Annotated in this window: 23 protein-coding genes and 1 pseudogene; 8 read left to right on the forward strand and 16 right to left on the reverse strand. The window is 60.6% G+C overall.

Annotated elements, in window-relative coordinates:
- Positions 1 to 26: 26 nt before the first annotated feature.
- A complete protein-coding gene (locus tag AC1RBR_RS25695; RefSeq protein ID WP_492567116.1) occupies positions 27 to 1,421 on the reverse strand; it encodes an FAD-binding oxidoreductase in 1,395 nt (464 codons plus the stop codon).
- Positions 1,422 to 1,627: 206 nt separating this feature from the next.
- Between AC1RBR_RS25695 and serA the strand changes: the two genes are divergently transcribed.
- Complete coding sequence (serA, locus tag AC1RBR_RS25700; RefSeq protein ID WP_025112046.1) at positions 1,628 to 2,857, forward strand: phosphoglycerate dehydrogenase; 1,230 nt, start codon at positions 1,628 to 1,630, stop codon at positions 2,855 to 2,857.
- 62 nt (positions 2,858 to 2,919) lie between these two features.
- On the opposite strand, the gene AC1RBR_RS25705 is transcribed toward serA, so the two are convergent.
- A complete protein-coding gene (locus tag AC1RBR_RS25705) occupies positions 2,920 to 3,345 on the reverse strand; it encodes a DUF4399 domain-containing protein (RefSeq protein ID WP_204894086.1) in 426 nt (141 codons plus the stop codon).
- 135 nt (positions 3,346 to 3,480) lie between these two features.
- Here AC1RBR_RS25705 and AC1RBR_RS25710 point away from each other — a divergent pair, with 135 nt between their 5' ends.
- Complete coding sequence (locus AC1RBR_RS25710; RefSeq protein ID WP_492567118.1) at positions 3,481 to 4,047, forward strand: transporter substrate-binding domain-containing protein; 567 nt, start codon at positions 3,481 to 3,483, stop codon at positions 4,045 to 4,047.
- Positions 4,048 to 4,167: 120 nt separating this feature from the next.
- Here the strand turns inward: AC1RBR_RS25710 and AC1RBR_RS25715 are convergent, their stop codons facing one another.
- Both AC1RBR_RS25715 and AC1RBR_RS25720 read right to left on the reverse strand, forming a co-directional pair.
- Complete coding sequence (locus AC1RBR_RS25715) at positions 4,168 to 4,653, reverse strand: 2-thiouracil desulfurase family protein (RefSeq protein ID WP_492567120.1); 486 nt, start codon at positions 4,651 to 4,653, stop codon at positions 4,168 to 4,170.
- Between the two features lies 1 nt (position 4,654).
- Positions 4,655 to 5,287 (reverse strand): 2OG-Fe(II) oxygenase, encoded by a 633-nt coding sequence (locus tag AC1RBR_RS25720; protein WP_492567122.1) that lies wholly within the window; start codon positions 5,285 to 5,287, stop codon positions 4,655 to 4,657.
- 108 nt (positions 5,288 to 5,395) lie between these two features.
- Between AC1RBR_RS25720 and AC1RBR_RS25725 the strand changes: the two genes are divergently transcribed.
- Positions 5,396 to 6,148 carry a DUF2059 domain-containing protein gene (locus tag AC1RBR_RS25725; RefSeq protein WP_095137590.1) on the forward strand — a complete coding sequence of 251 codons (753 nt, stop codon included), beginning with the start codon at positions 5,396 to 5,398 and terminating at the stop codon, positions 6,146 to 6,148.
- A 100-nt stretch (positions 6,149 to 6,248) separates the two neighbouring features.
- Here the strand turns inward: AC1RBR_RS25725 and bipL are convergent, their stop codons facing one another.
- Complete coding sequence (gene bipL, locus AC1RBR_RS25730) at positions 6,249 to 7,199, reverse strand: phospholipase BipL (RefSeq protein WP_492567124.1); 951 nt, start codon at positions 7,197 to 7,199, stop codon at positions 6,249 to 6,251.
- A 99-nt stretch (positions 7,200 to 7,298) separates the two neighbouring features.
- Here bipL and AC1RBR_RS25735 point away from each other — a divergent pair, with 99 nt between their 5' ends.
- Both AC1RBR_RS25735 and AC1RBR_RS25740 read left to right on the forward strand, forming a co-directional pair.
- Positions 7,299 to 7,877 (forward strand): DUF6436 domain-containing protein, encoded by a 579-nt coding sequence (locus AC1RBR_RS25735; RefSeq protein ID WP_492567126.1) that lies wholly within the window; start codon positions 7,299 to 7,301, stop codon positions 7,875 to 7,877.
- Between the two features lie 102 nt (positions 7,878 to 7,979).
- Positions 7,980 to 10,391, forward strand: coding sequence for a penicillin acylase family protein (locus tag AC1RBR_RS25740; RefSeq protein WP_492567128.1), 2,412 nt, complete (start codon positions 7,980 to 7,982; stop codon positions 10,389 to 10,391).
- Positions 10,392 to 10,505: 114 nt separating this feature from the next.
- Here the strand turns inward: AC1RBR_RS25740 and AC1RBR_RS25745 are convergent.
- A pseudogene (locus AC1RBR_RS25745) lies at positions 10,506 to 10,622 on the reverse strand (AraC family transcriptional regulator); the annotation flags it as partial.
- A gap of 313 nt (positions 10,623 to 10,935) precedes the next feature.
- Here AC1RBR_RS25745 and AC1RBR_RS25750 point away from each other — a divergent pair.
- Entirely contained in the window at positions 10,936 to 11,577 is a 642-nt protein-coding gene (locus AC1RBR_RS25750; protein ID WP_492567130.1) for an HD domain-containing protein, read from the forward strand.
- A gap of 142 nt (positions 11,578 to 11,719) precedes the next feature.
- Here the strand turns inward: AC1RBR_RS25750 and AC1RBR_RS25755 are convergent, their stop codons facing one another.
- The 7 genes from AC1RBR_RS25755 to AC1RBR_RS25785 form a co-directional block, all read right to left on the reverse strand.
- The gene (locus AC1RBR_RS25755; RefSeq protein WP_095137596.1) at positions 11,720 to 12,610 is read right to left on the reverse strand and encodes an ABC transporter permease subunit; all 891 of its coding nucleotides are present in this window, start codon (positions 12,608 to 12,610) and stop codon (positions 11,720 to 11,722) included.
- Complete coding sequence (locus AC1RBR_RS25760; protein WP_177327455.1) at positions 12,607 to 13,488, reverse strand: ABC transporter permease subunit; 882 nt, start codon at positions 13,486 to 13,488, stop codon at positions 12,607 to 12,609. The genes AC1RBR_RS25755 and AC1RBR_RS25760 overlap by 4 nt, the downstream gene beginning before the upstream one ends.
- A 35-nt stretch (positions 13,489 to 13,523) precedes the next feature.
- A complete protein-coding gene (locus AC1RBR_RS25765) occupies positions 13,524 to 14,666 on the reverse strand; it encodes an ABC transporter ATP-binding protein (RefSeq protein ID WP_108590088.1) in 1,143 nt (380 codons plus the stop codon).
- Positions 14,667 to 14,733: 67 nt separating this feature from the next.
- A complete protein-coding gene (locus AC1RBR_RS25770; RefSeq protein ID WP_492567132.1) occupies positions 14,734 to 15,831 on the reverse strand; it encodes a polyamine ABC transporter substrate-binding protein in 1,098 nt (365 codons plus the stop codon).
- A gap of 187 nt (positions 15,832 to 16,018) precedes the next feature.
- Positions 16,019 to 17,131 (reverse strand): polyamine ABC transporter substrate-binding protein, encoded by a 1,113-nt coding sequence (locus AC1RBR_RS25775; protein ID WP_492567134.1) that lies wholly within the window; start codon positions 17,129 to 17,131, stop codon positions 16,019 to 16,021.
- A 171-nt stretch (positions 17,132 to 17,302) separates the two neighbouring features.
- A complete protein-coding gene (locus tag AC1RBR_RS25780; protein ID WP_492567135.1) occupies positions 17,303 to 18,667 on the reverse strand; it encodes an aspartate aminotransferase family protein in 1,365 nt (454 codons plus the stop codon).
- Between the two features lie 56 nt (positions 18,668 to 18,723).
- A complete protein-coding gene (locus AC1RBR_RS25785) occupies positions 18,724 to 20,082 on the reverse strand; it encodes a glutamine synthetase family protein (RefSeq protein WP_003229252.1) in 1,359 nt (452 codons plus the stop codon).
- Positions 20,083 to 20,813: 731 nt separating this feature from the next.
- Here AC1RBR_RS25785 and AC1RBR_RS25790 point away from each other — a divergent pair.
- The gene (locus AC1RBR_RS25790) at positions 20,814 to 22,190 is read left to right on the forward strand and encodes a glutamine synthetase family protein (RefSeq protein ID WP_095137602.1); all 1,377 of its coding nucleotides are present in this window, start codon (positions 20,814 to 20,816) and stop codon (positions 22,188 to 22,190) included.
- A 248-nt stretch (positions 22,191 to 22,438) separates the two neighbouring features.
- Entirely contained in the window at positions 22,439 to 23,071 is a 633-nt protein-coding gene (locus tag AC1RBR_RS25795; protein WP_492567138.1) for a TetR/AcrR family transcriptional regulator, read from the forward strand.
- A 161-nt stretch (positions 23,072 to 23,232) separates the two neighbouring features.
- On the opposite strand, the gene AC1RBR_RS25800 is transcribed toward AC1RBR_RS25795, so the two are convergent.
- From AC1RBR_RS25800 to ssuC, 3 genes are read right to left on the reverse strand one after another with little or no spacing between them, the layout of a single operon-like run.
- Complete coding sequence (locus AC1RBR_RS25800; protein WP_007967989.1) at positions 23,233 to 23,448, reverse strand: TOBE domain-containing protein; 216 nt, start codon at positions 23,446 to 23,448, stop codon at positions 23,233 to 23,235.
- 33 nt (positions 23,449 to 23,481) lie between these two features.
- Positions 23,482 to 24,288 carry an aliphatic sulfonates ABC transporter ATP-binding protein gene (ssuB, locus tag AC1RBR_RS25805; RefSeq protein WP_047596659.1) on the reverse strand — a complete coding sequence of 269 codons (807 nt, stop codon included), beginning with the start codon at positions 24,286 to 24,288 and terminating at the stop codon, positions 23,482 to 23,484.
- Complete coding sequence (gene ssuC / locus AC1RBR_RS25810; protein WP_003229260.1) at positions 24,285 to 25,067, reverse strand: aliphatic sulfonate ABC transporter permease SsuC; 783 nt, start codon at positions 25,065 to 25,067, stop codon at positions 24,285 to 24,287. Before ssuC ends, ssuB begins: the two co-directional genes overlap by 4 nt.
- Positions 25,068 to 25,072 lie beyond the last annotated feature (5 nt).

A 25,072-nucleotide genomic window follows, 5' to 3' on the forward strand; every position in this document is an offset into this window, starting at 1 on the left:
TTCATTGATTCATCAGGGATTGCCAATCAAACCGCGAAGATCTTGCCCGGGTTCATGATGCCGTTCGGGTCGAACACCGCTTTGACCGCTTTCATGTACTCGATTTCGACCGGCGAACGGCTGTAGGTCAAGTAATCGCGCTTGGTCATGCCCACGCCGTGCTCGGCGGAAATCGAACCGTTGTACTTCTCGACGGTTTCGAACACCCACTTGTTGACGGTCGCGCACTTGGCGAAGAACTCGTCCTTGCTCAGGTTATCCGGTTTGAGAATGTTCAGGTGCAGGTTGCCGTCGCCGATGTGGCCGAACCAGACGATTTCAAAATCCGGGTAGTGTTCACCGACGATGGCGTCGATTTCCTGCAAGAACGCTGGCACTTTTGACACGGTGACCGAGATGTCGTTCTTGTACGGTGTCCAGTGCGAGATGGTCTCGGAGATGTACTCGCGCAGCTTCCACAGGTTCTGCAGCTGGGTTTCGCTCTGGCTCATCACGCCGTCCAGCACCCAGCCCTGCTCGACGCAGTGTTCGAAGGTTTCCAGCGCCGTGTTGGCCACTTCTTCGCTGGTCGCCTCGAATTCCAGCAGCGCGTAGAACGGGCACTCGGTCTCGAACGGCGCCGGCACATCGCCACGGCCCAGTACTTTGGCCAGGGCCTTGTCGGAGAAGAATTCGAACGCGGTCAGGTCGAGCTTGCCCTGGAAGGCGTGCAGCACCGGCATGATCGAGTCGAAGTCGGCGGTGCCGAGCACCATGGCGGTGAGGTTTTTCGGCGCGCGATCCAGACGCATGGTCGCCTCGACCACGAAACCAAGCGTGCCTTCAGCGCCGATGAACAACTGGCGCAGGTCGTAACCGGTGGCGTTCTTGATCAGGTCTTTGTTCAGCTCCAGAACATCACCCTTGCCGGTGACGACTTTCATGCCAGCGACCCAGTTACGGGTCATACCGTAGCGAATCACCTTGATCCCGCCGGCATTGGTGCCGATATTGCCGCCAATCTGACTGGAACCGGCGGAAGCGAAGTCCACCGGGTAGTACAGGCCGTTTTCTTCGGCGACGTTCTGCAACTGCTCGGTGACCACGCCCGGCTGACACACGGCGGTGCGGTCGGTGAGGTTCACGTCGAGAATCTGGTTCATGTAGTCGAACGACACCACCACTTCGCCATTCGCGGCCACCGCGGCGGCGGACAGCCCGGTGCGCCCGCCCGACGGCACCAGCGCCACTTTGTGAGTATTGGCCCAACGGACGATCGCCTGCACCTGTTCGATGGTCTTGGGGAACACAATGGCGCACGGCGCGGGCGCGAAGTGCTTGGTCCAATCCTTGCCGTACGCATTCAGGGAGTCGGCGTCGGTCAGGACCTTGCCAGGCTCGACCAGGGTCTTCAGTTCATCAATCAGGGCAGGATTGGTCATCGACAGAACTCTCGAACAATTCATGGTCATCCTGAAGACGCTTCACGTCGCAGGAATGAGTGTTTCGCGGGGTGGCTATGCTAGCATACCGACCCCGCAGGCCAGTGCCCAAGGCCAGTTCTGCGGAGACGGCTTTCTTGCCGTGCGGGTCAGCTCCAGGCTGCTCCCCTCCCTGCCATTTTTCTCCGGGATACAGGTTTACGCAGATGAGCAAGACTTCTCTCGATAAGAGCAAGATCAAGTTCCTTCTTCTCGAAGGCGTCCACCAATCGGCTGTCGACGTCCTCAAGGCGGCGGGCTACACCAGCATCGAATACCTGACAGGCTCCTTGCCGGAAGCCCAGCTCAAGGAAAAGATCGCTGACGCTCACTTCATCGGCATTCGTTCGCGCACCCAGCTGACCGAAGAAATCTTCGATCACGCAAAGAAGCTGGTCGCGGTCGGCTGTTTCTGCATCGGCACCAACCAGGTTGACCTGAGTGCTGCCCGCGAGCGCGGTATCGCCGTGTTCAACGCGCCGTACTCCAACACCCGTTCCGTCGCCGAACTGGTGCTGGCCGAAGCGATCCTGCTGCTGCGCGGCATCCCTGAGAAAAACGCTTCCTGCCACCGTGGTGGCTGGATCAAGTCCGCAGCCAACTCCTTCGAGATCCGTGGCAAGAAACTCGGCATCGTCGGCTACGGCTCGATCGGTACGCAGCTGTCGGTTCTGGCTGAAGGTCTGGGCATGCAGGTGTTCTTCTACGACACCGTGACCAAGCTGCCGCTGGGCAACGCCACTCAGGTCGGCAACCTGCACGAGCTGCTGGGCATGTCCGACATCGTCACCCTGCACGTTCCGGAAACCGCGGCGACCCAGTGGATGATCGGCGAGAAGGAAATCCGCGCCATCAAGAAGGGCGGCATCCTGATTAACGCCGCGCGCGGCACCGTGGTCGAGCTGGACGCCCTGGCGGACGCGATCAAGGACAAGCACCTGATCGGCGCGGCCATCGACGTATTCCCGGTGGAGCCACGCTCCAACGACGAAGAGTTCGAGAGCCCGCTGCGTGGCCTGGACAACGTGATCCTGACTCCGCACATCGGTGGCTCGACTGCCGAAGCGCAAGCCAACATCGGTCTGGAAGTGGCGGAGAAACTGGTCAAGTACAGCGACAACGGTACTTCGGTGTCGTCGGTGAACTTCCCGGAAGTGGCCCTGCCGGCTCACCCTGGCAAGCACCGCTTGCTGCACATCCACGAGAACATCCCGGGTGTGATGAGCGAGATCAACAAGGTCTTCGCCGAAAACGGCATCAACATCTCCGGTCAGTTCCTGCAGACCAACGAGAAAGTCGGTTACGTGGTGATCGATGTCGACGCCGAGTACTCGGAGCTGGCGCAAGAGAAGCTGCAACACGTCAACGGCACCATCCGTAGCCGCGTGCTGTTCTGATCGAACGCCGAGCAATAAAAAAGGGAGCCTTCGGGCTCCCTTTTTCATGCAACGCCGGAAATTTATTTGACGTTGACGGTGATTTTCTTCGAGACAATCGGCGGATCGAACGCCATGTGGCCGCTGTCACCCAGCTCCAGTTGCAAGGTGTGCTTGCCCGGGGCCAGTTTGATCGTAGCCTCGGTCTGCGCTTTGCCGAAGTGCATATGGTTGGCATCGGTCGGCACGACGGAACCGGCCGGAACGATTTCCTTGGCGTCGATCAGCAGGTGGTGGTGACCGGTGTTTTTGGTGACGTCACCGGCCGGCGCCAGCGCGATGTCCTTGACTCCGAACTTGACCTTGAACTCCTGAGACACCGTGGCCCCATCCTCGGGAGAAACGATGAACACTTCGGCGCCCTTGGGTGCCGGAGTGGCCGCACTGGCCAGCACCGAAACGCCCATCAGCAAACCCGCCAAAGCTGCACGTGACATGAATGTTTTCATTCTCTTCTCCAGTTTTTCCGTAAAATCCGCGCGGTCATGACAACTTCATGACCATTCGTTGTCGAAGGCACTCGACAACCATAGCAAAGCGAGCCTGACTCAGAGCATCGCAATAATGATTTCAAAGGAGTGACCATGCGCTTTCTGCCTGGCCTGATCTGCCTGCTACCCCTTCTGAGCCCTCTGGCTCACGCCGAACTGATTGATGACGTCAACGACCGTGGCGAGTTGCGCATTGCCCTTGAGGCTAATACACCGCCCTTCAATTTCAAGGATGGCGACACGCTCACGGGGTTCGAGGTCGAGCTTGGGCAACTGCTGGCCAACGAGCTGGATGTGCGCGCCGACTTCATCGTCACCGACGAAGCCGACCTGCTCCAGGGCGTTGAAAGCGGCAAGTACGACGTTGCGCTCAATCACATAGCACTGACACCCGAACTCAAGGATCGTTTCGACGTCAGCGAGTCTTACGGCAAGGTCGATGCGCAGTTGCTGGCGAAAAAAGATGAGCAACCACGCCCGATGGTGCTGGTACAGGCGCTGACCGAGGAGAAGCCGAAGGCGACCCCGGTGGACTTGGCGATTCCGTTTCAGAAGGGTAACCCGGCGTTTCAGGCGAGTCTTGCGGGTGCGTTGCAGCGGATCAAGGCGGATGGGCGCCTGGCGGCATTGTCCGAGAAGTGGTTCGCCGAGCCCAAATGAACACATAAACCCTGTAGGAGTGAGCCTGCTCGCGATAGCGGTCTGTCAGTCATTCACTCATGTGCTGATAGACAGCTATCGCGAGCAGGCTCACTCCTACAGGGGGGCTGCGGTGGGCTTTCAGTCGAGTTGAGTCAGGGCCATTGCGGCTTCAGGCAGTTCCAGTTCGCTGAAAACCTGCACACCATGGCGTTTGAGCAACGCGGCCGTTACGCCTTCGCCGGAGACTTTCACTCCGTTGAACGTCCCGTCATATGTCAGCAAATTCCCGCAGGAAGGGCTGTTGGCCTTGAGCACCGCGACGCGGATGCCATGTTTCTGCACCAGTGCCAGCGCCTGCCGCGCACCATCGAGAAACTGCGCACTGACATCCTCGCCGTCAGTGGTGATCACTGCCGCGACGCCATCGAGCACTTCACTACCCTGCCCGCCGGGGATTTCAGCCGCCGCTCGCGGCGTCGGCAAACCGCCAGCCACCTCCGGACACAGCGGCACCACACGCCCTTCGGCAATCCACTGTTCGAGCAGATCGAACGGCCCGCTGGCCTCGCCGTCGTAACGCACGCGGTGGCCCAACAGGCAACGGCTGACCAGAATCTTCTGCATTTCAGAACGGCTCGTTGCCACGGCGGCGGAACCAGCCGGTCAGCGACAAGCGTTCGCGGTGCGCCGGCAACACTTCATGCGGTACTTCGCCGGAGAGGAACACCACCAGACAGCCGCCGGTGGGTTGCACGTCATGCACCCGGTCTTCGCCCAGATACATGCGCAACTGACCGCCGTCTTCCGGCAGCCAAGCGTCATTGAGGTAGACCACCGCCGAAACCATGCGCCGGTCATCGTCACGAAAACGGTCGACGTGCTTGCGGTAAAACGCGCCCGGCGGATACAGGGCGAAATGACACTCGAAATCCTCCAGCCCGAGGAACAGCCCGCGATTGAGTGCCTCGCGCAGGCTTTCCATCAGGTTCAGATAACGGTCGCTGGCTTCGGCCTGGCCCGGGTCGATCCACTGGATGTGGTCGCCGCGAATGCCCTCACGAATCTCCGAAAACGGCCCACGGCCCACCGCCGCCGGCGCCAGTTCTCCCTCGGCCTCACGTTTACGGCACTCGGCCGCCAGCTCGCGGGTCAAACCTGCGGGCAGGAAAATGTTCTGCTGCGACCAGCCGTGTTCGGCCAGGTCGTCGACGATACGTAACAGCAGCGGGTGTTCGGAGGATATTTGCATGGCGCGCATAGTATGCCGGCGGCAAGAAATTCGACAGAGCCACGCAGCGGCTTGCTACGAATTCTCGACAAGTACCGGCACCGCACGGAGAATAGTCCGCTGCTGACAGGAGTCCCTATGCGCCGTTTGCTTTTTTCACTGTTGATGTTCTGCGTTTTGCCCGCCTGGGCGGACGGCCACGATCAGTTGTACAAGATCGCCGGCTGGCCAGATCAACGTGCGCATTTCAATGATGCCCTGAGTGCTGCGCAGCAGCGCTACCAGAACAACCTGCCGCCGGCGGTGTTTCAAGCCTTGGTCAACAACAGCAACCAGCGCTTCGCCCCCCAGGCCATGGATCAGCGTGCCGAAGCGCAACTGCGTCAGCACCTGGCTGATCCGCAGCCGGCACTGGCCTTCTTCCAGTCGCCGCTGGGCAAGAAAATCGTCGCCGCTGAATTGCTCGCCACCCGTCGCGATCAACTGGCGAAAAACGCCAAGGGCTTGCCGAAGATGCAGGTCAGCGATAGCCGTCTGCTGATCATCGGCCACCTGGCGCAAGCCCTGCCGGCGCGCGAAGCCGGCGCCGAGGTCAGCCTGGCGATTGCCGGCGTGGCGGCGGACAGTTTGAGTTCGATGATTCCCGGTCTGCTCGGCGGCGGTCAGGCGCAAGGCATGCTGAACGGTCAGCGCCAGCGCCTGATGGAGCAGATCGGCGCCGACTTGAACAACACGCTGCTCTACGTTTATCGCGATTTGTCGGATGACGAACTGGAGCAGTTCGCGACCTTTGCCGAATCCACCGAAGGCAAGGCGTATTACCAGGCGGCGCTGGCAGCGATCCGAGCTGGGTTGGCGGTGGGGCAAAGCTCTTCGAACCTCAGCCAGTAAGCCTTATCGCCTTTCAGACCGCCATCGCGAGCAGGCTCACTCCTACAGGAGACCGCGATCAAATGTAGGAGTGAGCCTGCTCGCGATGAGGCCCTCGGAATCACTGAAGATTCCGCCCCCTGATCCGCTTGTTCAGAAACTCGAAATACTCCTCGCGCATCTCCAGCGTCTCATTGGCCAGATGATGCCGCGCCTGCGGCAGCAGCAGAATCTGCGGCCGGTCGAACTTCCACTTCAGCACCTGCAAGTTGTGCTGCCAGTCCACGGTCATGTCCGCCTGCCCCTGAATGATCAGCGGCCGTCGCGGACTTTTTTTCGCGTGTTCGACACGGATGATCCAGCGCGACAGCGCACCGACCCACGCGGTCGGCAAGCGTTTGGGCTGTAACGGATCAGCTTGCAGAAACGGCAGGAAATCGGGGTCGTTGGAGTTCTCGCTGAAGCGCCGGGTGACGCCCCGCACGAAAGGCCTCAGCAAATAATAACTGAGCTGCGACCAACCCCAGGCACGCGGACGCACCAGCGGCGCCAGCAGAATCAGCTGGCCCTGCGCCGGACTGTTCTCGCCATGATTAAGCACATGATCGACGACAATCGCGCCGCCAGTGCTTTGCCCGCACAGGTGCCAGGGCTGCGGCAGGGCAATCGAACTGGCTTCAGCGAACAACGCCTGCAAGGCGTCCTGATATTCGGAGAAGTCGCGGATGCTCGCCCGCGCTCCGCTCGACAGGCCATGCCCCGGCAAATCGCAGGCGATGACGGCAAAATCCTGATCCAGCGCCCACTCGATCACATGCCGATACAGCCCGGTGTGATCGTAAAAACCGTGCAGCAGAAACAGCGTGCCCTTGACCTTTTCCGGCCACCAGCAATGGCTGACCAGTTCATAGCCATCGACTTCGAACCGGCCCATGCCGCGCCAGACATCGCGTTCGGGGAAGTCGGTCTGATAGAACCGCTGATACGCCTTGGCCTCGTCCGACAACGGCTGCCACTGGGCCAAAGGCTTGAGGCTGGCGCGTAAATGATCGGCATCGAAAGTGTCAGGCATGCGGGTATTCCAAAGCGGTAAACAGACTTTATCGGCCTGCGATATTCATCTGTTGCGGCAAGCATGGCAAGCTAGCCCCCCTTCGAGGATCGAAAAACCATGCGCTCGCCCTACCGCACCGCACTGTTTGCCAGCCTGCTCGCGCTTGTGTGTGCCGGGGTGCTGTGGGCGGCGTACGACTGGTTTCAAGGGCGCTATCTGCGCGCGTTCAGTCAGCACACCGCCGTGTTTTCCGGGGATCCGTTGCGTCTGCCGGAAGAGTTGGCCGGCCCCGGAAAAATCCGTCTCGTGCATTTCTGGGACCCGGCCTGCCCGTGCAACGTCGGCAATCAACAGCACCTGACGGAAATGGTCGAGCAGTTCGGCGCGCGCGGTGTGGAGTTCTTTGCGGTGCAGCGTGGCGGCAGCCACGGCCAGTTGCCCGCCACCCTGAGCAATCTGAAAACCATTGCGGTGTTGCCCGGTTCCGAGCAGGTACCGGCCAGCCCCGCCGTGGCGATCTGGGATCGCAGCGGCAAACTGGCGTACTTCGGGCCGTACAGTGAAGGGCTGACCTGCAACTCCAGCAACAGTTTTATCGAACCGATCCTCAATGCCCTGACCGAAGATCGCCCGGTCAGCGCCACGCACACCCTGGCGGTCGGTTGTTATTGCCCGTGGCCGGTGCTGGCGCAGTAAGGCATTCCGGACTTTTCGAGGACAGCGATGCACGGCACGGAAGGTCTGTGCTAATTGTTTGCAGCCCGACGGGCGGCAATCCCGCATGCACAAGGAGTCACCATGAAACGCGTGTTCACCGTTCTTGCCTTGCTCATCGTTGTCCTGCTCGCCGGCATCGGCGGGTACGTTTATAGCAAGCAACCGACGCGTCAGGGCCAGGTGGAGCTGCGCAATCTGCAAGGTTCGGTGACCGTGCGTTACGACGAACGCGGGGTGCCGCATATTCGTGCCGAAAACGAAACCGACCTGTATCGCGCCCTCGGCTACGTGCATGCCCAAGACCGACTGTTCCAGATGGAAGCCATGCGCCGCCTCGCCCGTGGCGAACTGGCCGAAGTGCTCGGGCCGAAGCTGCTCGACACCGACAAACTGTTCCGCAGCCTGCGCATCCGTGAACGCGCTGCCAGTTATGTCGCCAGTCTCGATAAGCAGTCACCCGCGTGGAAGGCCCTGCAAGCCTATCTGGATGGTATCAACCAATATCAGGACAGCCACGCCGCGCCGGTCGAGTTCGACGTGCTGGGCATCCCCAAGCGGCCGTTCACCGCCGAAGACAGCATCAGCGTTGCCGGTTACATGGCCTACAGCTTTGCCGCCGCGTTTCGCACCGAGCCGTTGCTGACCTACGTGCGCGATCAACTCGGCGCCGATTACCTCAACGTCTTCGACCTCGACTGGCAGCCCAAGGGCGTGCTCGCCAAAGATCGCGCTCATCCGACGCCGGCCCTCGCTGCCGGCGACTGGCAAGACCTCAACGCCCTCGCCCGCCTCAGCGAGCAGGCGCTGATTGAAAACGGCCTGCCGCAATTCGAAGGCAGCAACGCCTGGGTGATTGCCGGCAGCCGCAGCCAGAGCGGCAAACCGCTGCTGGCCGGTGACCCGCACATTCGCTTCTCGGTGCCGTCGGTGTGGTACGAGGCGCAACTGTCGGCACCGGGCTTTGAGCTCTACGGCCATCATCAGGCGCTGGTGCCGTTCGCGTTCCTCGGCCACAACCTCGATTTCGGCTGGAGCCTGACCATGTTCCAGAACGACGATCTGGATCTGATCGCCGAGAAGGTCAACCCGGATAATCCGAATCAAGTCTGGTACCACGGCCAGTGGACCGATCTGGTGAGCACCGAGCAGCAGATCGCGGTAAAGGGCCAGGCACCGGTGACGCTGACCTTGCGCCAGTCGCCCCACGGCCCGATCGTCAACGACGCCCTCGGCACTGCTGCCGGTAAAACACCGATCGCCATGTGGTGGGCGTTCCTCGAAACGCCGAACCCGATCCTCGATGGTTTCTACCAGCTCAACCGTGCCGACACCCTGGCCAAGGCCCGTGCGGCAGCGGCCAAAGTGCAGGCGCCGGGGCTGAACATCGTCTATGCCAACGCCAAGGGCGACATCGCCTGGTGGGCCTCGGCGCTGCTGCCGAAACGCCCGGCCGGGGTGAAGCCGGAGTTCATTCTCGATGGCAGCGGCAATCAGGCGGACAAGGACGGCTACTACCCGTTCAGCGCCAACCCGCAGGAAGAAAACCCGGCGCGCGGCTACATCGTCTCGGCCAACTTCCAGCCGCTGTCGCCGACCGGGATGGAGATCCCCGGTTACTACAACCTCGCCGATCGCGGTCAGCAGCTCAACCGCCAGCTCAGCGACAAGAGCGTGAAATGGAGCAACGAAGCCAACCAGAAACTGCAACTGGGCACCACTACCGCCTACGGCCCGCGCACCCTGGCGCCGTTGCTGCCGGTGTTGCGTGAAGTGGTGAGTGATCCGGCGCAACTGAAACTGGTCGAGCAATTGGCGCAGTGGCCGGGCGACTATCCACTGGACTCGGTCAGCGCCACGCTGTTCAACCAGTTCCTCTACGACCTCGCCGATGCGGCGATGCGCGATGAGCTGGGCAACGACTTCTTCGAAACGCTGCTCTCGACCCGGGTGATCGACGCGGCCCTGCCGCGCCTGGCGGCGAACGCCGATTCACCGTGGTGGGACAACCGCAAGACGCCGAACAAGGAAACCCGCGCCGACATCGTCAAAGCAGCGTGGCAGGCGAGCATGGCGCACCTGAGACAAACCCTCGGCGACAATCCGTCGGACTGGCATTGGGGCACGGCACACACCCTGACTCATGGCCATCCGCTGGGACAACAGAAGCCGCTGGACCGCATCGTCAATGTCGGGCCGTTCGCTGCGCCGGGCAGTCATGAAGTGCCGAACAATCTCTCGGCCAAGCTCGGCCCGGCGCCATGGCCGGTGACTTATGGGCCTTCGACGCGGCGTCTGGTGGACTTCGCCGACCCGGCGCACAGTTTGACCATCAACCCGGTCGGCCAGAGCGGCGTGCCGTTCGACAGCCACTATGACGATCAGGCCGAAGAGTACGTTGAGGGGATGTACGTGCAGGCGCACTTCAGCGAGGAAGAGGTGACGGCCAATACGCGCAGTACGTTGAAGCTGTTGCCGGCGCGTGCTGCGCAATAGTTCTCGGTTAGCCGGACGGGCCCTATCGCGAGCAGGCTCACTCCTACAGGGGAACGCATTCCAATTGTAGGAGTGAGCCTGCTCGCGATGGGGCCCGCCAACTCAACACATCTCTCAGAGCATCAACGCAAAATTCAGCCGAAACTGCTGCGGCGTCACCCCCAACCGCCGATTGAACACACTGCGCATGTGCTGTGCATCGCGAAACCCGCACTGATACGTCATAAGCCTCCAGGCAATCATTGTGGCGAGGGAGCTTGCTCCCGCTGGGCTGCGAAGCGGCCCCAATTCCATTCAACCGGATTATGTCAGTCAATACGCGGACACCGGATTTACGACTGCTGCGCAGCCGAGCGGGACGGTGCGACGATTCGACAAGCTCCCTCGCCACAATTGGACTGCACTCTGCCGTGCAAGGTGAGTTGGCACGATTTGCAGGTCGATTGGCAAGGATCGCAGCCATGCGTTGATTGTCCGTTTAGTGCCTTGGGGAACAGACTTCGTCCATCAGCGCCACGACGGCGTTTTCGATGAGGATACCTTCATGAGCACGACCATTGCCGGCATCAAGATCCCCGACAGCGCCCTCGCCCGGGCCACCACCGAATACATTCGCGACATCGAAACCGACCTGCTCTACCACCACTCGCGCCGGGTGTTTCTGTTCGGTGCGTTGAGCGGCGAGCGCCAGCAACTGACCTACAACCCGGAGCTGCTGTATGTCGGCGCGATGTTCCACGACCTCGGGCTGGTCGAAGGTTATCGCAGTGCCGACGAGCGTTTCGAAGTGGATGGCGCCAACGCGGCTGCGGCATTTCTCAAGCCGTACGGACTGAGTGATGACGACATCGAACAGGTCTGGCTGTCGATTGCCCTGCACACCACACCGGGGGTGCCTAAGCATCTGCGTCCGACCGTGGCGCTGGTGACGGCGGGTGTCGAGATGGATGTGTTGGGCATGGATTACGCGGCGTTCAGCAACACCCAGCGCGAGGCGGTGGTGCATGCGCATCCACGCGGGGAAGGTTTCAAGGAATGCATCATCTGCGCGTTTGCCGACGGCTTGCGCCATCGTCCGCAGACCACGTTTGGCAACGTGAAGACCGATGTGCTGGTGGATCAGGAGCCGGGGTTCAAACCGCTGAACTTTGTTGAGGTCATCCGCCAATCTCCCTGGACTACCTAATACCCAATGTGGGAGCGGGCTTGCTCGCGAATGCGGTGGGTCAGCCAACATTTCAGTCGACTGACACGCCCTCTTCGCGAGCAAGCCCGCTCCCACAGTGGATTTGGGTTGGCCTTGATAAAGGGGCCAACCCGAGTTTGCTTTAAGCCGCTTCCGGTGCAGGCGCCCGGCGGACGTCCGGTTGCTTCCACGAATCGGCGGCGCCTTCTTCGATGGCTTGCTGGATGGCTTTCTTGCGCGCTTCTTCGGCACGGCGGCTGAAGAACCACACCAGGAACGTCACCAGCGATACCGCCAGCAGGATCAGACTGGCCACGGCGTTGATCTCCGGCTTCACGCCCAGACGCACCGCCGAGAACACTTCCATCGGCAGGGTGGTCGAACCCGGGCCGGAAACGAAGCTCGCCAGCACCAGGTCATCCAGCGACAGGGCGAACGACATCATGCCGCCTGCGGCCAGCGACGGCGCGATCATCGGGATGGTGATCAGGAAGAACACCTTCCATGGCCGTGCGCCGAGATCCATGGCGGCCTCTTCGATCGACAGGTCCAGCTCACGCAGACGCGCCGACACCACCACCGCCACATACGCCGCGCAGAACGTGGTGTGGGCGATCCAGATGGTGACGATGCCACGTTCCTGCGGCCAGCCGATCATCTGCGCCATCGCCACGAACAGCAGCAACAGCGACAGACCGGTGATCACTTCCGGCATCACCAGCGGCGCGGTGACCAGGCCACCGAACAGCGTGCGGCCCTTGAAGTGGGTGATGCGGGTCAGCACAAACGCTGCCAGCGTACCCAGCGCCACTGCGGCAACCGCGGTGTAGCAGGCGATTTCCAGCGAGCGCAGCACCGAGCCCATCAGTTGGGTGTTGTCGAGCAAGCCGACGTACCACTTGATCGACCAGCCGCCCCACACCGTCACCAGTTTCGAGGCGTTGAACGAGTAGATCACCAGGATCAGCATCGGCGCGTAAATGAACAACAGACCCAGTACCAGCATCAGGCTGGAGAAACGGAAGTTCTTCATTCTTTGCCCTCCATTTCCTTGGCCTGACTGCGGTTGAACAGGATGATCGGCACAATCAGGATCGCCAGCATCACCACCGCCAGCGCAGACGCCACTGGCCAGTCACGGTTGTTGAAGAACTCTTGCCAGAGCACTTTACCGATCATCAGGGTTTCCGGGCCACCAAGCAGTTCCGGGATCACGAACTCGCCGACCACCGGGATGAACACCAGCATGCAGCCGGCAATGATCCCGTTCTTGGACAGTGGAATAGTGATTTTCCAGAAGCTGTTGAAGGTGCTCGAACCGAGGTCGGAAGCCGCTTCCAGCAGGCTCTGATCGTGTTTCACCAGGTTGGCGTACAGCGGCAGGATCATGAACGGCAGATACGAATAGACCACGCCGATGTAAACCGCGAGGTTGGTGTTGAGAATCTGCAGCGGCTCGTCGATCAGGCCCATGCTCATCAGGAAGCCGTTGAGCAGGCCGTTGTTGCTGAGGATGCCCATCCACGCGTAAACGCGGATCAGGATCGCGGTCCAGGTCGGCATCATGATCAGCAGCACCAGCACCGTCTGCAGCTCTTTGCGCGCGCTGGCGATGGCGTAGGCCATCGGGTAACCGATCAGCAGGCACAGCAGCGTGCTGAAGAACGCCATCTTCAACGAGCCGAGATAGGCGGCGATGTACAACTCGTCATCGCCGAGCATCGCGTAGTTACCGAGGTTCAGCAGCAATTGCAGCTTCTGTTCGGCGTAGGTGTAGATCTCGGTGTACGGCGGGATGGCCACGTCGGCTTCAGCGAAGCTGATCTTCAGGACGATGAAGAACGGCAGCATGAAGAACAGGAACAGCCAGATGAACGGAACCCCGATGACCAGTTGCCGGCCATTGGGAATTATTCGGTTGAGCCGTCGTTTGAACTTGCGCATGTTCATGAGCGAAGTACCACGCCGCTGTCGTCTTCCCACCACACGTAAACCTGATCGCCCCAAGTCGGACGCGCACCACGGCGTTCGGCGTTGGCGACAAACGACTGCACCAGTTTGCCGCTCGGCAATTCGACGTAGAACACCGAGTGACCGCCGAGGTAGGCGATGTCATGCACCTTGCCGCTCGACCAGTTGTATTCGCAGGTCGGCATTTCGGCGGTGACCAGCAGCTTCTCCGGACGAATCGCGTAGGTCACCGATTTGTCCTGTACCGAAGTGCTGATGCCGTGGCCGACGTAGATCTGCCGGTCGAGGTCTTTGCAAGTGATGGTCGCGTGGCCTTCGGCGTCGTCGATCACTTCGCCTTCGAAGATGTTCACGTTGCCGATGAATTCGCAGACCAGACGGCTGGTCGGGGTTTCGTAGATGTCGATCGGGCTGCCGATCTGGGCGATCCAGCCCAGGTGCATGATCGCGATGCGCTCGGCCATGGTCATGGCCTCTTCCTGGTCGTGGGTCACCATCACGCAGGTCACGCCGACGCGCTCGATGATCTCTACCAGCTCCAGTTGCATCTGCGAACGCAGTTTCTTGTCCAGAGCGCCCATCGGCTCGTCGAGCAGCAGCAGTTTCGGCCGCTTGGCCAGCGAGCGCGCCAGTGCCACCCGCTGCCGCTGACCGCCGGACAGTTGATGCGGCTTGCGCTTGGCGTACTGGCTCATCTGCACCAGCTTGAGCATCTCGGCCACGCGCGCATCGATCTCGGCGTTGGGGATCTTGTCCTGCTTGAGGCCGAAGGCGATGTTCTGCGCCACGGTCATGTGCGGGAACAAGGCGTACGACTGGAACATCATGTTGATCGGTCGCTCGTACGGCGGCATGTCGGTGATATCGACGCCGTCGAGGAAAATGCGCCCCTCCGTGGGCCGTTCGAACCCTGCCAGCATCCGCAGCAGCGTGGATTTGCCCGATCCCGAACCGCCGAGCAAGGCGAAGATCTCGCCTTTCTTGATTTCCAGGGACACATCGTCCACGGCAATCGTCTCGTCGAACTTCTTCGTGACCCGGTCGATTTTGACCAACACCTGCTTGGGTGTCTGGTCGCCCTCGAGGGCTTTCTTATAGGCGCCGGAGGCAACTGCCATTTACGAAACTCCCAGAAAAAAACAGTGCAGTTCGCCCCATGCGGACGAACCCAGGATAGTTTGTGCCTTACTTGCCCGACTTGACCTTGGTCCAGCTACGGGTCATCAAACGCTGAATATTGGGTGGCAACTCGACCGACACGTAGGTCTTGTCGAGGACTGCTTGCGGTGGATAAACCGCTTCATCGGTGCGGATGGACTGTTCCATCAGCTTGTCCGACCCCGGGTTGGGGTTGGCGTAACCGACGTAATCACTGACCTGGGCGATCACCTCAGGTTTCAGCAAATAGTTGATGAAGGCGTGGGCTTCCTTGACGTTGGACGAGTCCTTCGGAATCGCCAGCATGTCGAACCACAGCGCACCGCCCTCTTTCGGAATCGAGTAGGCGATGTTCACGCCCTTCTTGGCTTCTTCGGCACGGTTCTTCGCCTGGAAGATGTCGCCGGAGAAACCGATGGCCACGCAGATGTCGCCGTTGGCCAGATCACCGATGTATTTCGACGAGTGGAAATAGGTCACGTAAGGACGCACGGCCAGCAGTTTGTCGGTGGCCTTGGCGTAGTCCTTCGGATTGGTGCTGTTGGCGTTCAGGCCCATGTAGTTGAGCACGGTCGGCATCATTTCATCGGCCGAGTCGAGGAACGCGACACCACAGCTGTGCAGCTTCTTGATGTTCTCCGGTTCGAACAGCACGCTCCAGGAGTCGATCTTGTCGACACCGAGCGCGGCCTTGACCTTGTCGACGTTGTAGCCGATGCCGTTGGTGCCCCACAGGTACGGCACGGCGTACTGGTTGCCCGGGTCGTTCTGCTCCAGACGCTTGAGCAGCACCGGATCGAGATTCGAGTAGTTCGGCAGCTGCGACCGGTCGAGCTTCTGGAACGCGCCCGCCTTGATCTGTTTGCCGAGGAAGTGGTTCGACGGCACGACCACGTCGTAACCGGTACGGCCGGCCAACAGTTTGCCTTCCAGGGTTTCGTTGGAGTCGAACACGTCGTACACCGGCTTGATCCCGGTGGCTTTCTCGAAGTCGGCCAAAGTGGTCTCGCCGATGTAATCCGACCAGTTATAAATATGCACCGTACCGGCGGCCTGGGCTCCAACAGCGATCGTCAGGCCGGCAGTGGCCAGCAGGGCTTTGCGCAAAGAAGAAAAAATAGGCAAGTGCAGGTCCTCTAAATTAGTTGGGCCCAAGTTGCCCCGCGTTACATGACAGCCGTGGCTGCCCGGCAATCAAACCGGCGCGCAACTTACCCTCGAAAAACCGTTCCAGCAAAACTTTCTGTCATTTAATTATCCCGCTGGCCGCCCTCGCGGGGACGACGGCCAGCGGTTGCTGCGTCAAACCGGCTTATTTACCGGATTTGATCTTGGTCCAGCTGCGGGTGATCAGGCGCAGGGTGGCGGCATCCAGATCGCTGATCGCGTAGAGCTGTTTCTTCACTTCAGCCGACGGATAGATGCTCGGATCGCTGGTGATGTCTTTGTCCACCAGCGGCGTGGCAGCCTTGTTGCCATTCGGGAAGCGTACGGCGTTGGTGATCCCGGCCATCACTTCTGGCTCAAGCAGGTAGTTCATGAATTTGTAAGCGGCTTCGACGTTTTCGGCATCCTTGGGAATGGCGACCATGTCGTAGAACGTGCCAGCGCCTTCTTTTGGAATGGTGTAGGCCAGCTTGACCTTGTCACCGGCTTCCTGGGCGCGGGTCTTGGATTGTTCCAGGTCACCCGAGTAACCGACGGCGACGCAGATGTTGCCGTTGGCCAGGTCCGAGATGTACTTGGAGGAATGGAAATAGGCAACCGAAGGACGAATCTTCAGGAACAGGTCTTCGGCAGCCTTCAGGTCAGCCTTGTCCTTGCTGTTGGTCGGCTTGCCCAGATAGTGCAGCGCCGCCGGAATCATTTCGGTCGGGGCGTCGAGGAAGCTTACGCCGCAGCTTTTCAGCTTCTCGATGTTCTCGGGCTTGAACACGATGTCCCAGGAATCGATCTTGTCGATGCCCAGCGCAGCCTTGACCTTCGCCGGGTTGTAGCCGATCCCGATGGAGCCCCACATGTACGGGAATGCGTGCTTGTTGCCCTGGTCGCTGGCATCGCCAACGGCCTTGAGCAGGTCTTCGTCGAGGTTCTTCCAGTTCGGCAGCTTGGACTTGTCCAGCTCCTGGTAAACACCGGCCTTGATCTGCTTGGCGAGGAAGTTGTTGGAAGGCACCACAATGTCGTAACCGGATTTACCGGCCAGCAGCTTGGCTTCCAGGGTTTCGTTGCTGTCGAATACGTCGTAGACGACTTTGATCCCGGTGGCCTTCTCGAAGTTGGCGACCGTGTCCGGCGCAATGTAGTCGGACCAGTTGTAGACGTGCAGTACCTTGTCGTCCGCCTGAACCGCGCCCGCCATCATGCCCGCTACGGACAGCGCGAAAAGAGTCTTGCCAGCGAGCTTTTTACCTAATGCCTTCATGCGTCATGCTCCAAATTTTTCTTTTTTGAACCACTTTGTTCAGCGGCCGAACCCGGACAACTGGAACCGCGGCTAGTCTGGCAAGATCGGAGGCGGTCTTTCAAGAAAAGGCCAACCTTTCTGACACCTTCGAGCGCGAGCGCCGCAGCTCCCCCGCTCGAAGCCTAGCACTTAGGCCTGCAACGCACTGAGGGTGAGGTCCAGACACTTGCGCGCCTTGGTCACCAGCTCATCGATTTCTGCCTTGTTGATCACCAGCGGCGGCGCAATGATCATGGTGTCGCCCACGGCGCGCATGATCAGGCCGTTATCGAAGCAGAACTGCCGGCAGATCATGCCCACGCCCCGGCCTTCGTAACGCTTGCGAGTGGCCTTGTCCTGCACCAGTTCGATCGCCCCCAGCAAACCGACCCCGCGTACTTCGCCCACCAACGGATGATCGTTGAGTTCGCGCAGACGTTTCTGCAAATACGGTGCCGTTTCGTTGTGCGCGTTCTCGATAATTTTCTCGTCGCGCAGAATCCGGATGTTTTCCAGACCCACCGCCGCCGCCACCGGGTGCCCGGAGTAGGTGAAGCCGTGGTTGAAGTCGCCGCCTTCGTTGAGCACCTTCACCACTTCGTCGCGAACGATCAGGCCACCCATCGGGATATAGCCGGAGGTCAGGCCTTTGGCGATGGTCATCATGTCCGGCTTCAGGTCGTAGAAATCCGAACCGAACCACTGGCCGGTACGGCCGAAACCGCAGATCACTTCGTCCGCCACGAACAGGATGTCGTACTTGGCGAGGATTTCCTTGATGCGCGGCCAGTAGCTGTCCGGCGGAATGATCACGCCGCCGGCGCCCTGGATCGGCTCGGCAATGAACGCACCGACGTTGTCGACGCCGACTTCAAGAATCTTCTCTTCCAGCTGATTGGCCGCCCAGATGCCGAACTCTTCCGGCGACATGTCGCCGCCCTCGGCAAACCAGTACGGCTGCGCGATATGGACGATGCCCGGGATCGGCAAGTCGCCCTGTTCGTGCATATACGTCATGCCACCCAGGCTCGCGCCGGCCACGGTGGAACCGTGATAGCCGTTCTTGCGGCTGATGATGACTTTCTTGTTCGGCTGGCCCTTGATCGCCCAGTAATGGCGAACCATGCGCAGCATGGTGTCGTTGCCTTCGGAGCCGGAACCGGTGAAGAACACGTGATTCATGCCCTCAGGCGCGACGTCGGCGATGGCCTTGGCCAGTTCCAGTGCCGGCGGGTGCGCGGTCTGGAAGAACAGGTTGTAGTAAGGCAGTTCGCGCATCTGCTTCGCAGCGGCGTCGGCCAGTTCATCGCGGCCATAACCGATCGCCACGCACCACAGACCCGCCATGCCATCGAGGATCTTGTTGCCCTCGCTGTCCCACAGGTACACGCCCTTGGCGTTGGTGATGATCCGTGGACCCTTCTCTTTCAGCTGCTTGAAGTCGCTGAACGGGGCCAGGTGGTGATCGCTGCTCAGGGCTTGCCACTCACGGGTTTGCGGGTTGTTGCTGGTCATGCCAATTCTCCTTGTTATCGGTGAAGGCGCGGCGGCTGCCAGCCGCGCCCGGCGTATCAGACGGCGAAGAGCAGGTACTCACGCTCCCAGGAACTGATCACGCGCTTGAAGTTTTCATGCTCGGCTCGCTTGACCGCGACGTAGCCGGTGATGAAGGTCTTGCCCAGGTATTTCTCGATGGTCGCGCTGTTTTCCATACGCTCCAGCGCGTCTTCGATGGTCAGCGGCAGACGCAGGTTGCGGCGTTCATAGCCACGTCCGACCACTGGCGCGCTCGGGTTAAGGCCCTCGACCATGCCGATGTAGCCGCAGAGCAGGCTCGCGGCAATCGCCAGGTACGGGTTGGCGTCGGCGCCCGGCAGACGGTTTTCCACGCGGCGGTTCTGCGGGCCAGCATCCGGTACGCGCAGGCCCACGGTGCGGTTCTCTTCGCCCCACTCCACGTTCACCGGCGCCGAGGTGTCCGGCAGGAAGCGGCGGAACGAGTTGACGTTCGGCGCGAACAGCGGGAGCAATTCCGGAATGAGCTTCTGCAGGCCACCGATGTGGTGCAGGAACAGCTGGCTCATGGTCCCGTCTTCATTGGAGAACACGTTCTTGCCGGTCTCGATGTCGATGATGCTCTGGTGCAAGTGCATCGCACTGCCCGGCTCACCGGTCATCGGCTTGGCCATAAAGGTTGCGGCCACGTCATGCTTGAGCGCGGCTTCGCGCATGGTGCGTTTGAACACCAGAATCTGGTCGGCCAGAGACAGTGCGTCACCGTGACGGAAGTTGATTTCCATCTGCGCCGTGCCGTCTTCGTGGATCAGCGTGTCGAGGTCCAGCTCCTGCAGTTCGCACCAGTCGTAGACGTCTTCGAACAGCGGGTCGAATTCGTTCGCCGCTTCGATCGAGAACGACTGACGCCCGATTTCCGGACGGCCCGAACGGCCGATCGGCGGCTGCAACGGATAGTCGGGGTCGTCACTGCGCTTGGTCAGGTAGAACTCCATCTCCGGTGCCACGATCGGCTGCCAGCCCTTGTCGGAATAGAGCTTGAGGACTTTCTTGAGGACGTTGCGCGGCGACAGCTCGATCGGGTTGCCTTGCTTGTCGTAGGTGTCGTGGATCACCTGGGCAGTCGGCTCGATGGCCCATGGCACCAGGTACACGGCGTTCTGGTCGGGGCGGCAGATCATGTCGATGTCGGCCGGGTCGAGCAGTTCGTAATAGATGTCGTCTTCGACGTAGTCGCCGGTCACGGTCTGCAACAGCACGCTTTCCGGCAGGCGCATGCCCTTTTCGGCGATGAACTTGTTGGTCGGCGAGATCTTGCCCCGGGTGATACCGGTCAAGTCGCCGATCATGCATTCGACTTCTGTGATCTTGTGGTCTTTCAACCAATCGGTGAGCTGGTCGAGGTTGTTACTCATAAATGCCTCTGGGCTGAGTCTCCTGACATCGTGTCAGGCAAAGTTTGACGCCTTGGCGTCGCGTTAAAGGGGGGCTTGCTTGCGCGCAGTGCCGGCTTACGCCCGGCACCGCGCATAGACAATGAAAGAGGAGCTTACCTGCCCTTTACGCTGGCGTTGCATTTCCTGTGCACATTCAAGGCGTGCAGAATCATGAGCACGGCTCGGGGAGCGGCACAGGCTTTGGGACTCAAAGAGATCTATATTGGAAGAGGACGCCATAAACAGAGTGCTTTGCCGTACGTCCAGAATAACGGACGCTGGCGTTCTGGCTATTGTCGCCGAGAACATCGTCAACAGACCGCGAACCATGCTGGCTACGCTACGGACGGATTTGTCGCCACTGATGTGATGAGCATGCAGACCGGACTGTTGCGAGCAGTCGGTGATGCCGATTAACGGCAGGCGAGACATGAAGCACCCCGGTATTATTGCTGTTATGGGTTTGGTCGGAGCTTAGCCTTGTTCATTTTTTTACACAACACCCCCGTAAAAAATACAACACGGCCTGCTCAAGCCCGCGGGTGCCAAGTGTTTCAACGACAAAAAACCGCCCCAAAGTGCCCCATAAATGCCCTTGCAGCGCTTTTTTAGGGCAAAAAAGGCCTCGCTTGACTTCGGCAGGCCGTTCGGGTTGACTGAAACCAGAAAAGATCAATGATTGATATTTTTAACAACAAAGGTGTTGCATCATGTCGGTACCCCCGCGTGCCGTTCAGCTTAACGAAGCGAACGCGTTCCTTAAGGAACATCCTGAGGTTCTGTACGTTGACCTTCTGATTGCGGATATGAATGGTGTGGTGCGCGGCAAGCGCATCGAACGCACCAGCCTCCACAAGGTTTACGAGAAAGGCATCAACCTGCCGGCCTCTCTATTTGCTCTGGATATCAATGGTTCTACGGTGGAAAGCACCGGCCTGGGTCTGGACATCGGCGACGCCGACCGGATCTGCTATCCAATCCCCGATACCCTGTGCAACGAGCCATGGCAGAAGCGCCCTACCGCGCAACTGTTGATGACCATGCACGAACTCGAAGGTGACCCGTTCTTCGCCGATCCGCGCGAAGTGCTCCGTCAAGTTGTTGCAAAGTTTGACGAGCTGGGCCTGACCATCTGCGCAGCCTTCGAGCTGGAGTTCTACCTGATCGACCAGGAAAACGTGAACGGTCGTCCACAGCCGCCACGCTCGCCGATCTCCGGCAAACGCCCGCACTCGACTCAGGTCTACCTGATCGACGACCTCGACGAATACGTCGACTGCCTCCAGGACATTCTGGAAGGCGCCAAAGAGCAAGGCATCCCGGCCGACGCCATCGTCAAGGAAAGTGCCCCGGCGCAGTTCGAAGTGAACCTGCACCACGTCGCCGACCCGATCAAGGCCTGCGACTACGCGGTATTGCTCAAGCGTCTGATCAAGAACATCGCCTACGACCATGAAATGGACACCACCTTCATGGCCAAGCCGTATCCGGGCCAGGCAGGCAACGGTTTGCACGTACACATTTCGATCCTGGACAAAGCCGGCAAGAATATCTTTGCCAGCGAGGATCCCGAGCAGAACGCCGCGCTGCGTCACGCGATCGGCGGTGTGCTCGAGACCCTGCCGGCGCAGATGGCTTTCCTCTGCCCGAACGTCAACTCGTACCGTCGCTTCGGCGCGCAGTTCTATGTACCGAACTCGCCGTGCTGGGGCCTGGACAACCGCACCGTGGCGATCCGCGTACCGACCGGCTCTGCCGATGCCGTGCGTATCGAACACCGCGTAGCGGGCGCCGACGCCAACCCGTACCTGCTGATGGCTTCGGTCCTGGCCGGTGTGCATCACGGTCTGGTGAACAAGATCGAACCTGGCGCTCCGGTCGAAGGCAACAGCTACGAGCAGAACGAACAAAGCCTGCCGAACAACTTGCGCGATGCCCTGCGCGAGCTGGACGACAGCGAGGTGATGGCCAAGTACATCGATCCGAAATACATCGATATCTTCGTCGCCTGCAAGGAAAGCGAGCTGGAGGAGTTCGAACACTCCATCTCCGACCTTGAGTACAACTGGTATCTGCATACCGTTTAAGCGGATTGCGATCAGATAAAACGCCGTTGGCTGTCGTAGCCCGCGGCGTTTTTTTATGGCCCGATTTTGATCTGAATGGCCGCCTGCGGCGGTTCGGGAGCAAGCTCCCTCCCACAGGGGATCTCAGCGAATGGGGATCTTTTGTACGCAGAAGATCAACTGTGGGAGGGGGCTTGCTCCCGAAGGCGTCCTGGCAGACAACACACGGCTCGGCTCGTACAATGCCCGCTGCCCCGCAGGAGACTTTCATGACGCGTCCCGCCCCCGTCCGCAAACCCCGTGCCCGCAGCCAAGCGCGCATCGACTCGATACTCGACGCCGCGCGTACGCTGCTGGCCGCCGAGGGTGTGGCCAGTCTGTCGATCTACAGCGTCGCCGAACGCGCGCAGATTCCACCCTCCTCCGTGTACCACTTCTTCGCCAGCGTGCCGGCGCTGCTCGAAGCGCTGACCGCCGACGTGCATGCGGCGTTTCGCGCCTGCCTGCAAGCGCCGATCGACCACGACTCCCTGCGCGACTGGCGTGACCTGTCGCGGCTGGTCGAAGAGCGGATGCTGGAGATCTACGACGAAGACGCGGCGGCCCGCCAGTTGATCCTCGCCCAGCACGGCCTGACCGAAGTGACCCAGGCTGACCGCCAGCACGACATCGAACTCGGCGACCTGATGCACAAGCTGTTCGACCATCACTTCGAGTTGCCGCGACTGCCAAGCGATGTCGACGTGTTCGCGCTGGCGATGGAACTGGGCGACCGCGTGTATGCGCGTTCGGTGCAGCAGCACGGGCAAATCACGCCGCGCATGGCCGAGGAAGGGATGCGGGTGTTTGATGCCTATATCGGGCTATATCTGCCGCCGTATCTACCCAAAAGAGTTCTCTAGCGAGTTCACCGGCCTCTTCGCGAGCAAGCCCGCTCCCACATTTGGAGCGCGATCCCCTGTGGGAGCGGGCTTGCTCGCGAAGGCCGCGCCACAGTTTTCAGATCAGGCACAAAAAACCCCGAAGGGCTCACGCCCTCCGGGGTTTGTTTTGTTCCACAGGCTTACAACTTGGCGATCGACACCTCGGTGGATTTCACGAAGGCGATCACTTCGCTGCCCACCGCCAGTTCCAGCTCCTTGACCGAGCGGGTGGTGATCACTGAAGTGACGATGCCGGAAGCGGTCTGTACGTCGATTTCCGACAGCACGTCGCCGAGAACGATCTCCTTGATCGAGCCTTTGAACTGGTTGCGCACGTTGATGGCTTTGATAGTCATGGCTTTGATTCCTGTCGTTGGATGGAACTTGAGTTATTGCGCCCAACGCAATTGCGTAGGCAGTGGTGAAACAGGCTCCGGCTCCGGCGGTTCGCCGGGCAGGGACAGAACACGGTTGAGCACTTCGGTTTCCAGCGCCGCCAGTCGATGCGATCCGCGCACTCGCGGACGCGGCAACTCCACTTGCAGATCGAGACCGACTTCGCCGTCCTCGATCAGAATCACCCGGTCGGCAATCGCCACCGCTTCGCTGACGTCATGGGTCACCAGCAGCACGGTGAAGCCATGTTGCTGCCAGAGTCGTTCGATCAGTTGCTGCATCTCGATCCGGGTCAGGGCATCCAGCGCACCCAGCGGCTCGTCGAGCAGCAACAGGCGCGGCTGGTGAATCAACGCCCGGGCCAGCGCCACACGCTGCTTTTGCCCGCCGGACAAGGCGGCCGGCCACTCGTTGGCGCGATCGGCCAGCCCCACCGCTTCCAGCGCTTCCAGTGCTTGCGGGCGCCAGTTGCCTTTAAGGCCGAGGCCGACGTTGTCGATGATCTTTTTCCACGGCAGCAGCCGGGCTTCCTGGAACATCAGCCGGGTGTCTTCCCGCGCATCGCTCAGCGGTGCGGCACCGGCCAGCAGGTCGCCGCCAGTCGGTTGATCGAGGCCGGCGAGCAAGCGCAGGAAGGTGCTCTTGCCGCATCCGCTGCGCCCGACCACGGCGACGAATTGCCCCGCCGGAATGTGCAGGTCGATGTCGCGCAACACCTGCCGCGCGCCAAAGGTTTTCTGCAGGTTGCGCACCACCAGCGGAATCCCGCGCAGCAAGCGTGGAGGTTGTTGGGCGGTCATGCCGCACCTCCCTTGGCAACCTGATAGGCCGGATGCCAGCGCAACCACACACGCTCAAGTCCACGGGCCGCGAGGTCGGCAAGTTTGCCGAGTACCGCGTAAAGCAGGATCGCCAGCACCACCACATCCGTCTGTAAAAACTCCCGGGCATTCATCGCCAGATAGCCGATGCCGGAGCTGGCGGAGATGGTTTCGGCAACGATCAGCGTCAGCCACATGAAGCCCAGCGCAAAGCGCACACCGACCAGAATCGAAGGCAACGCACCCGGCAGGATCACTTGCCAGAACAGGCTGAAACCGGACAGGCCGTAACTGCGCGCCATTTCCACCAGCGCCGGATCGACGTTGCGGATGCCGTGATAGGTGTTGAGGTAGATCGGGAACAACGTGCCCAATGCGACCAGGAAAATCTTCGCCGACTCGTCGATGCCGAACCACAGGATTACCAGCGGAATCAGCGCCAGGTGTGGCACGTTGCGGATCATTTGCACCGAGCTGTCGAGCAGGCGTTCACCCCATTTCGACAGGCCGGTGATGAAGCCCAGCACCAGGCCGATGCTGCCGCCGATGGTGAAGCCCAGCGCCGCGCGCCAGCCGCTGATTGCCAGATGCGTCCAGATCTCGCCGCTGCGCACCAGACTGACGCCGGCCTCGATCACCGCCACCGGTGCCGGCAGGATCCGCGTCGACAACCAGCCGGCCGACACCGACAACTGCCACACCGCCAGCAACAGCACCGGCAATGCCCAGGGCGCGAGGCTGTGAATGATTTTCTTCATGGCGC

The sequence above is a fragment of the Pseudomonas sp. GW823-FHT01D03 genome, assembly GCF_058798255.1.

What these genes read in the sequence shown, in the direction of transcription:
- AC1RBR_RS25695 (WP_492567116.1), bottom strand. Translation starts at nt 1,421, where the DNA reads ATGACCAATCCTGCCCTGATTGATGAACTGAAGACCCTGGTCGAGCCT.
- serA (WP_025112046.1), top strand. Translation starts at nt 1,628, where the DNA reads ATGAGCAAGACTTCTCTCGATAAGAGCAAGATCAAGTTCCTTCTTCTC.
- AC1RBR_RS25705 (WP_204894086.1), bottom strand. Translation starts at nt 3,345, where the DNA reads ATGAAAACATTCATGTCACGTGCAGCTTTGGCGGGTTTGCTGATGGGC.
- AC1RBR_RS25710 (WP_492567118.1), top strand. Translation starts at nt 3,481, where the DNA reads ATGCGCTTTCTGCCTGGCCTGATCTGCCTGCTACCCCTTCTGAGCCCT.
- AC1RBR_RS25715 (WP_492567120.1), bottom strand. Translation starts at nt 4,653, where the DNA reads ATGCAGAAGATTCTGGTCAGCCGTTGCCTGTTGGGCCACCGCGTGCGT.
- AC1RBR_RS25720 (WP_492567122.1), bottom strand. Translation starts at nt 5,287, where the DNA reads ATGCGCGCCATGCAAATATCCTCCGAACACCCGCTGCTGTTACGTATC.
- AC1RBR_RS25725 (WP_095137590.1), top strand. Translation starts at nt 5,396, where the DNA reads ATGCGCCGTTTGCTTTTTTCACTGTTGATGTTCTGCGTTTTGCCCGCC.
- bipL (WP_492567124.1), bottom strand. Translation starts at nt 7,199, where the DNA reads ATGCCTGACACTTTCGATGCCGATCATTTACGCGCCAGCCTCAAGCCT.
- AC1RBR_RS25735 (WP_492567126.1), top strand. Translation starts at nt 7,299, where the DNA reads ATGCGCTCGCCCTACCGCACCGCACTGTTTGCCAGCCTGCTCGCGCTT.
- AC1RBR_RS25740 (WP_492567128.1), top strand. Translation starts at nt 7,980, where the DNA reads ATGAAACGCGTGTTCACCGTTCTTGCCTTGCTCATCGTTGTCCTGCTC.
- AC1RBR_RS25750 (WP_492567130.1), top strand. Translation starts at nt 10,936, where the DNA reads ATGAGCACGACCATTGCCGGCATCAAGATCCCCGACAGCGCCCTCGCC.
- AC1RBR_RS25755 (WP_095137596.1), bottom strand. Translation starts at nt 12,610, where the DNA reads ATGAAGAACTTCCGTTTCTCCAGCCTGATGCTGGTACTGGGTCTGTTG.
- AC1RBR_RS25765 (WP_108590088.1), bottom strand. Translation starts at nt 14,666, where the DNA reads ATGGCAGTTGCCTCCGGCGCCTATAAGAAAGCCCTCGAGGGCGACCAG.
- AC1RBR_RS25775 (WP_492567134.1), bottom strand. Translation starts at nt 17,131, where the DNA reads ATGAAGGCATTAGGTAAAAAGCTCGCTGGCAAGACTCTTTTCGCGCTG.
- AC1RBR_RS25780 (WP_492567135.1), bottom strand. Translation starts at nt 18,667, where the DNA reads ATGACCAGCAACAACCCGCAAACCCGTGAGTGGCAAGCCCTGAGCAGC.
- AC1RBR_RS25785 (WP_003229252.1), bottom strand. Translation starts at nt 20,082, where the DNA reads ATGAGTAACAACCTCGACCAGCTCACCGATTGGTTGAAAGACCACAAG.
- AC1RBR_RS25790 (WP_095137602.1), top strand. Translation starts at nt 20,814, where the DNA reads ATGTCGGTACCCCCGCGTGCCGTTCAGCTTAACGAAGCGAACGCGTTC.
- AC1RBR_RS25795 (WP_492567138.1), top strand. Translation starts at nt 22,439, where the DNA reads ATGACGCGTCCCGCCCCCGTCCGCAAACCCCGTGCCCGCAGCCAAGCG.
- AC1RBR_RS25800 (WP_007967989.1), bottom strand. Translation starts at nt 23,448, where the DNA reads ATGACTATCAAAGCCATCAACGTGCGCAACCAGTTCAAAGGCTCGATC.
- ssuB (WP_047596659.1), bottom strand. Translation starts at nt 24,288, where the DNA reads ATGACCGCCCAACAACCTCCACGCTTGCTGCGCGGGATTCCGCTGGTG.
- ssuC (WP_003229260.1), bottom strand. Translation starts at nt 25,067, where the DNA reads ATGAAGAAAATCATTCACAGCCTCGCGCCCTGGGCATTGCCGGTGCTG.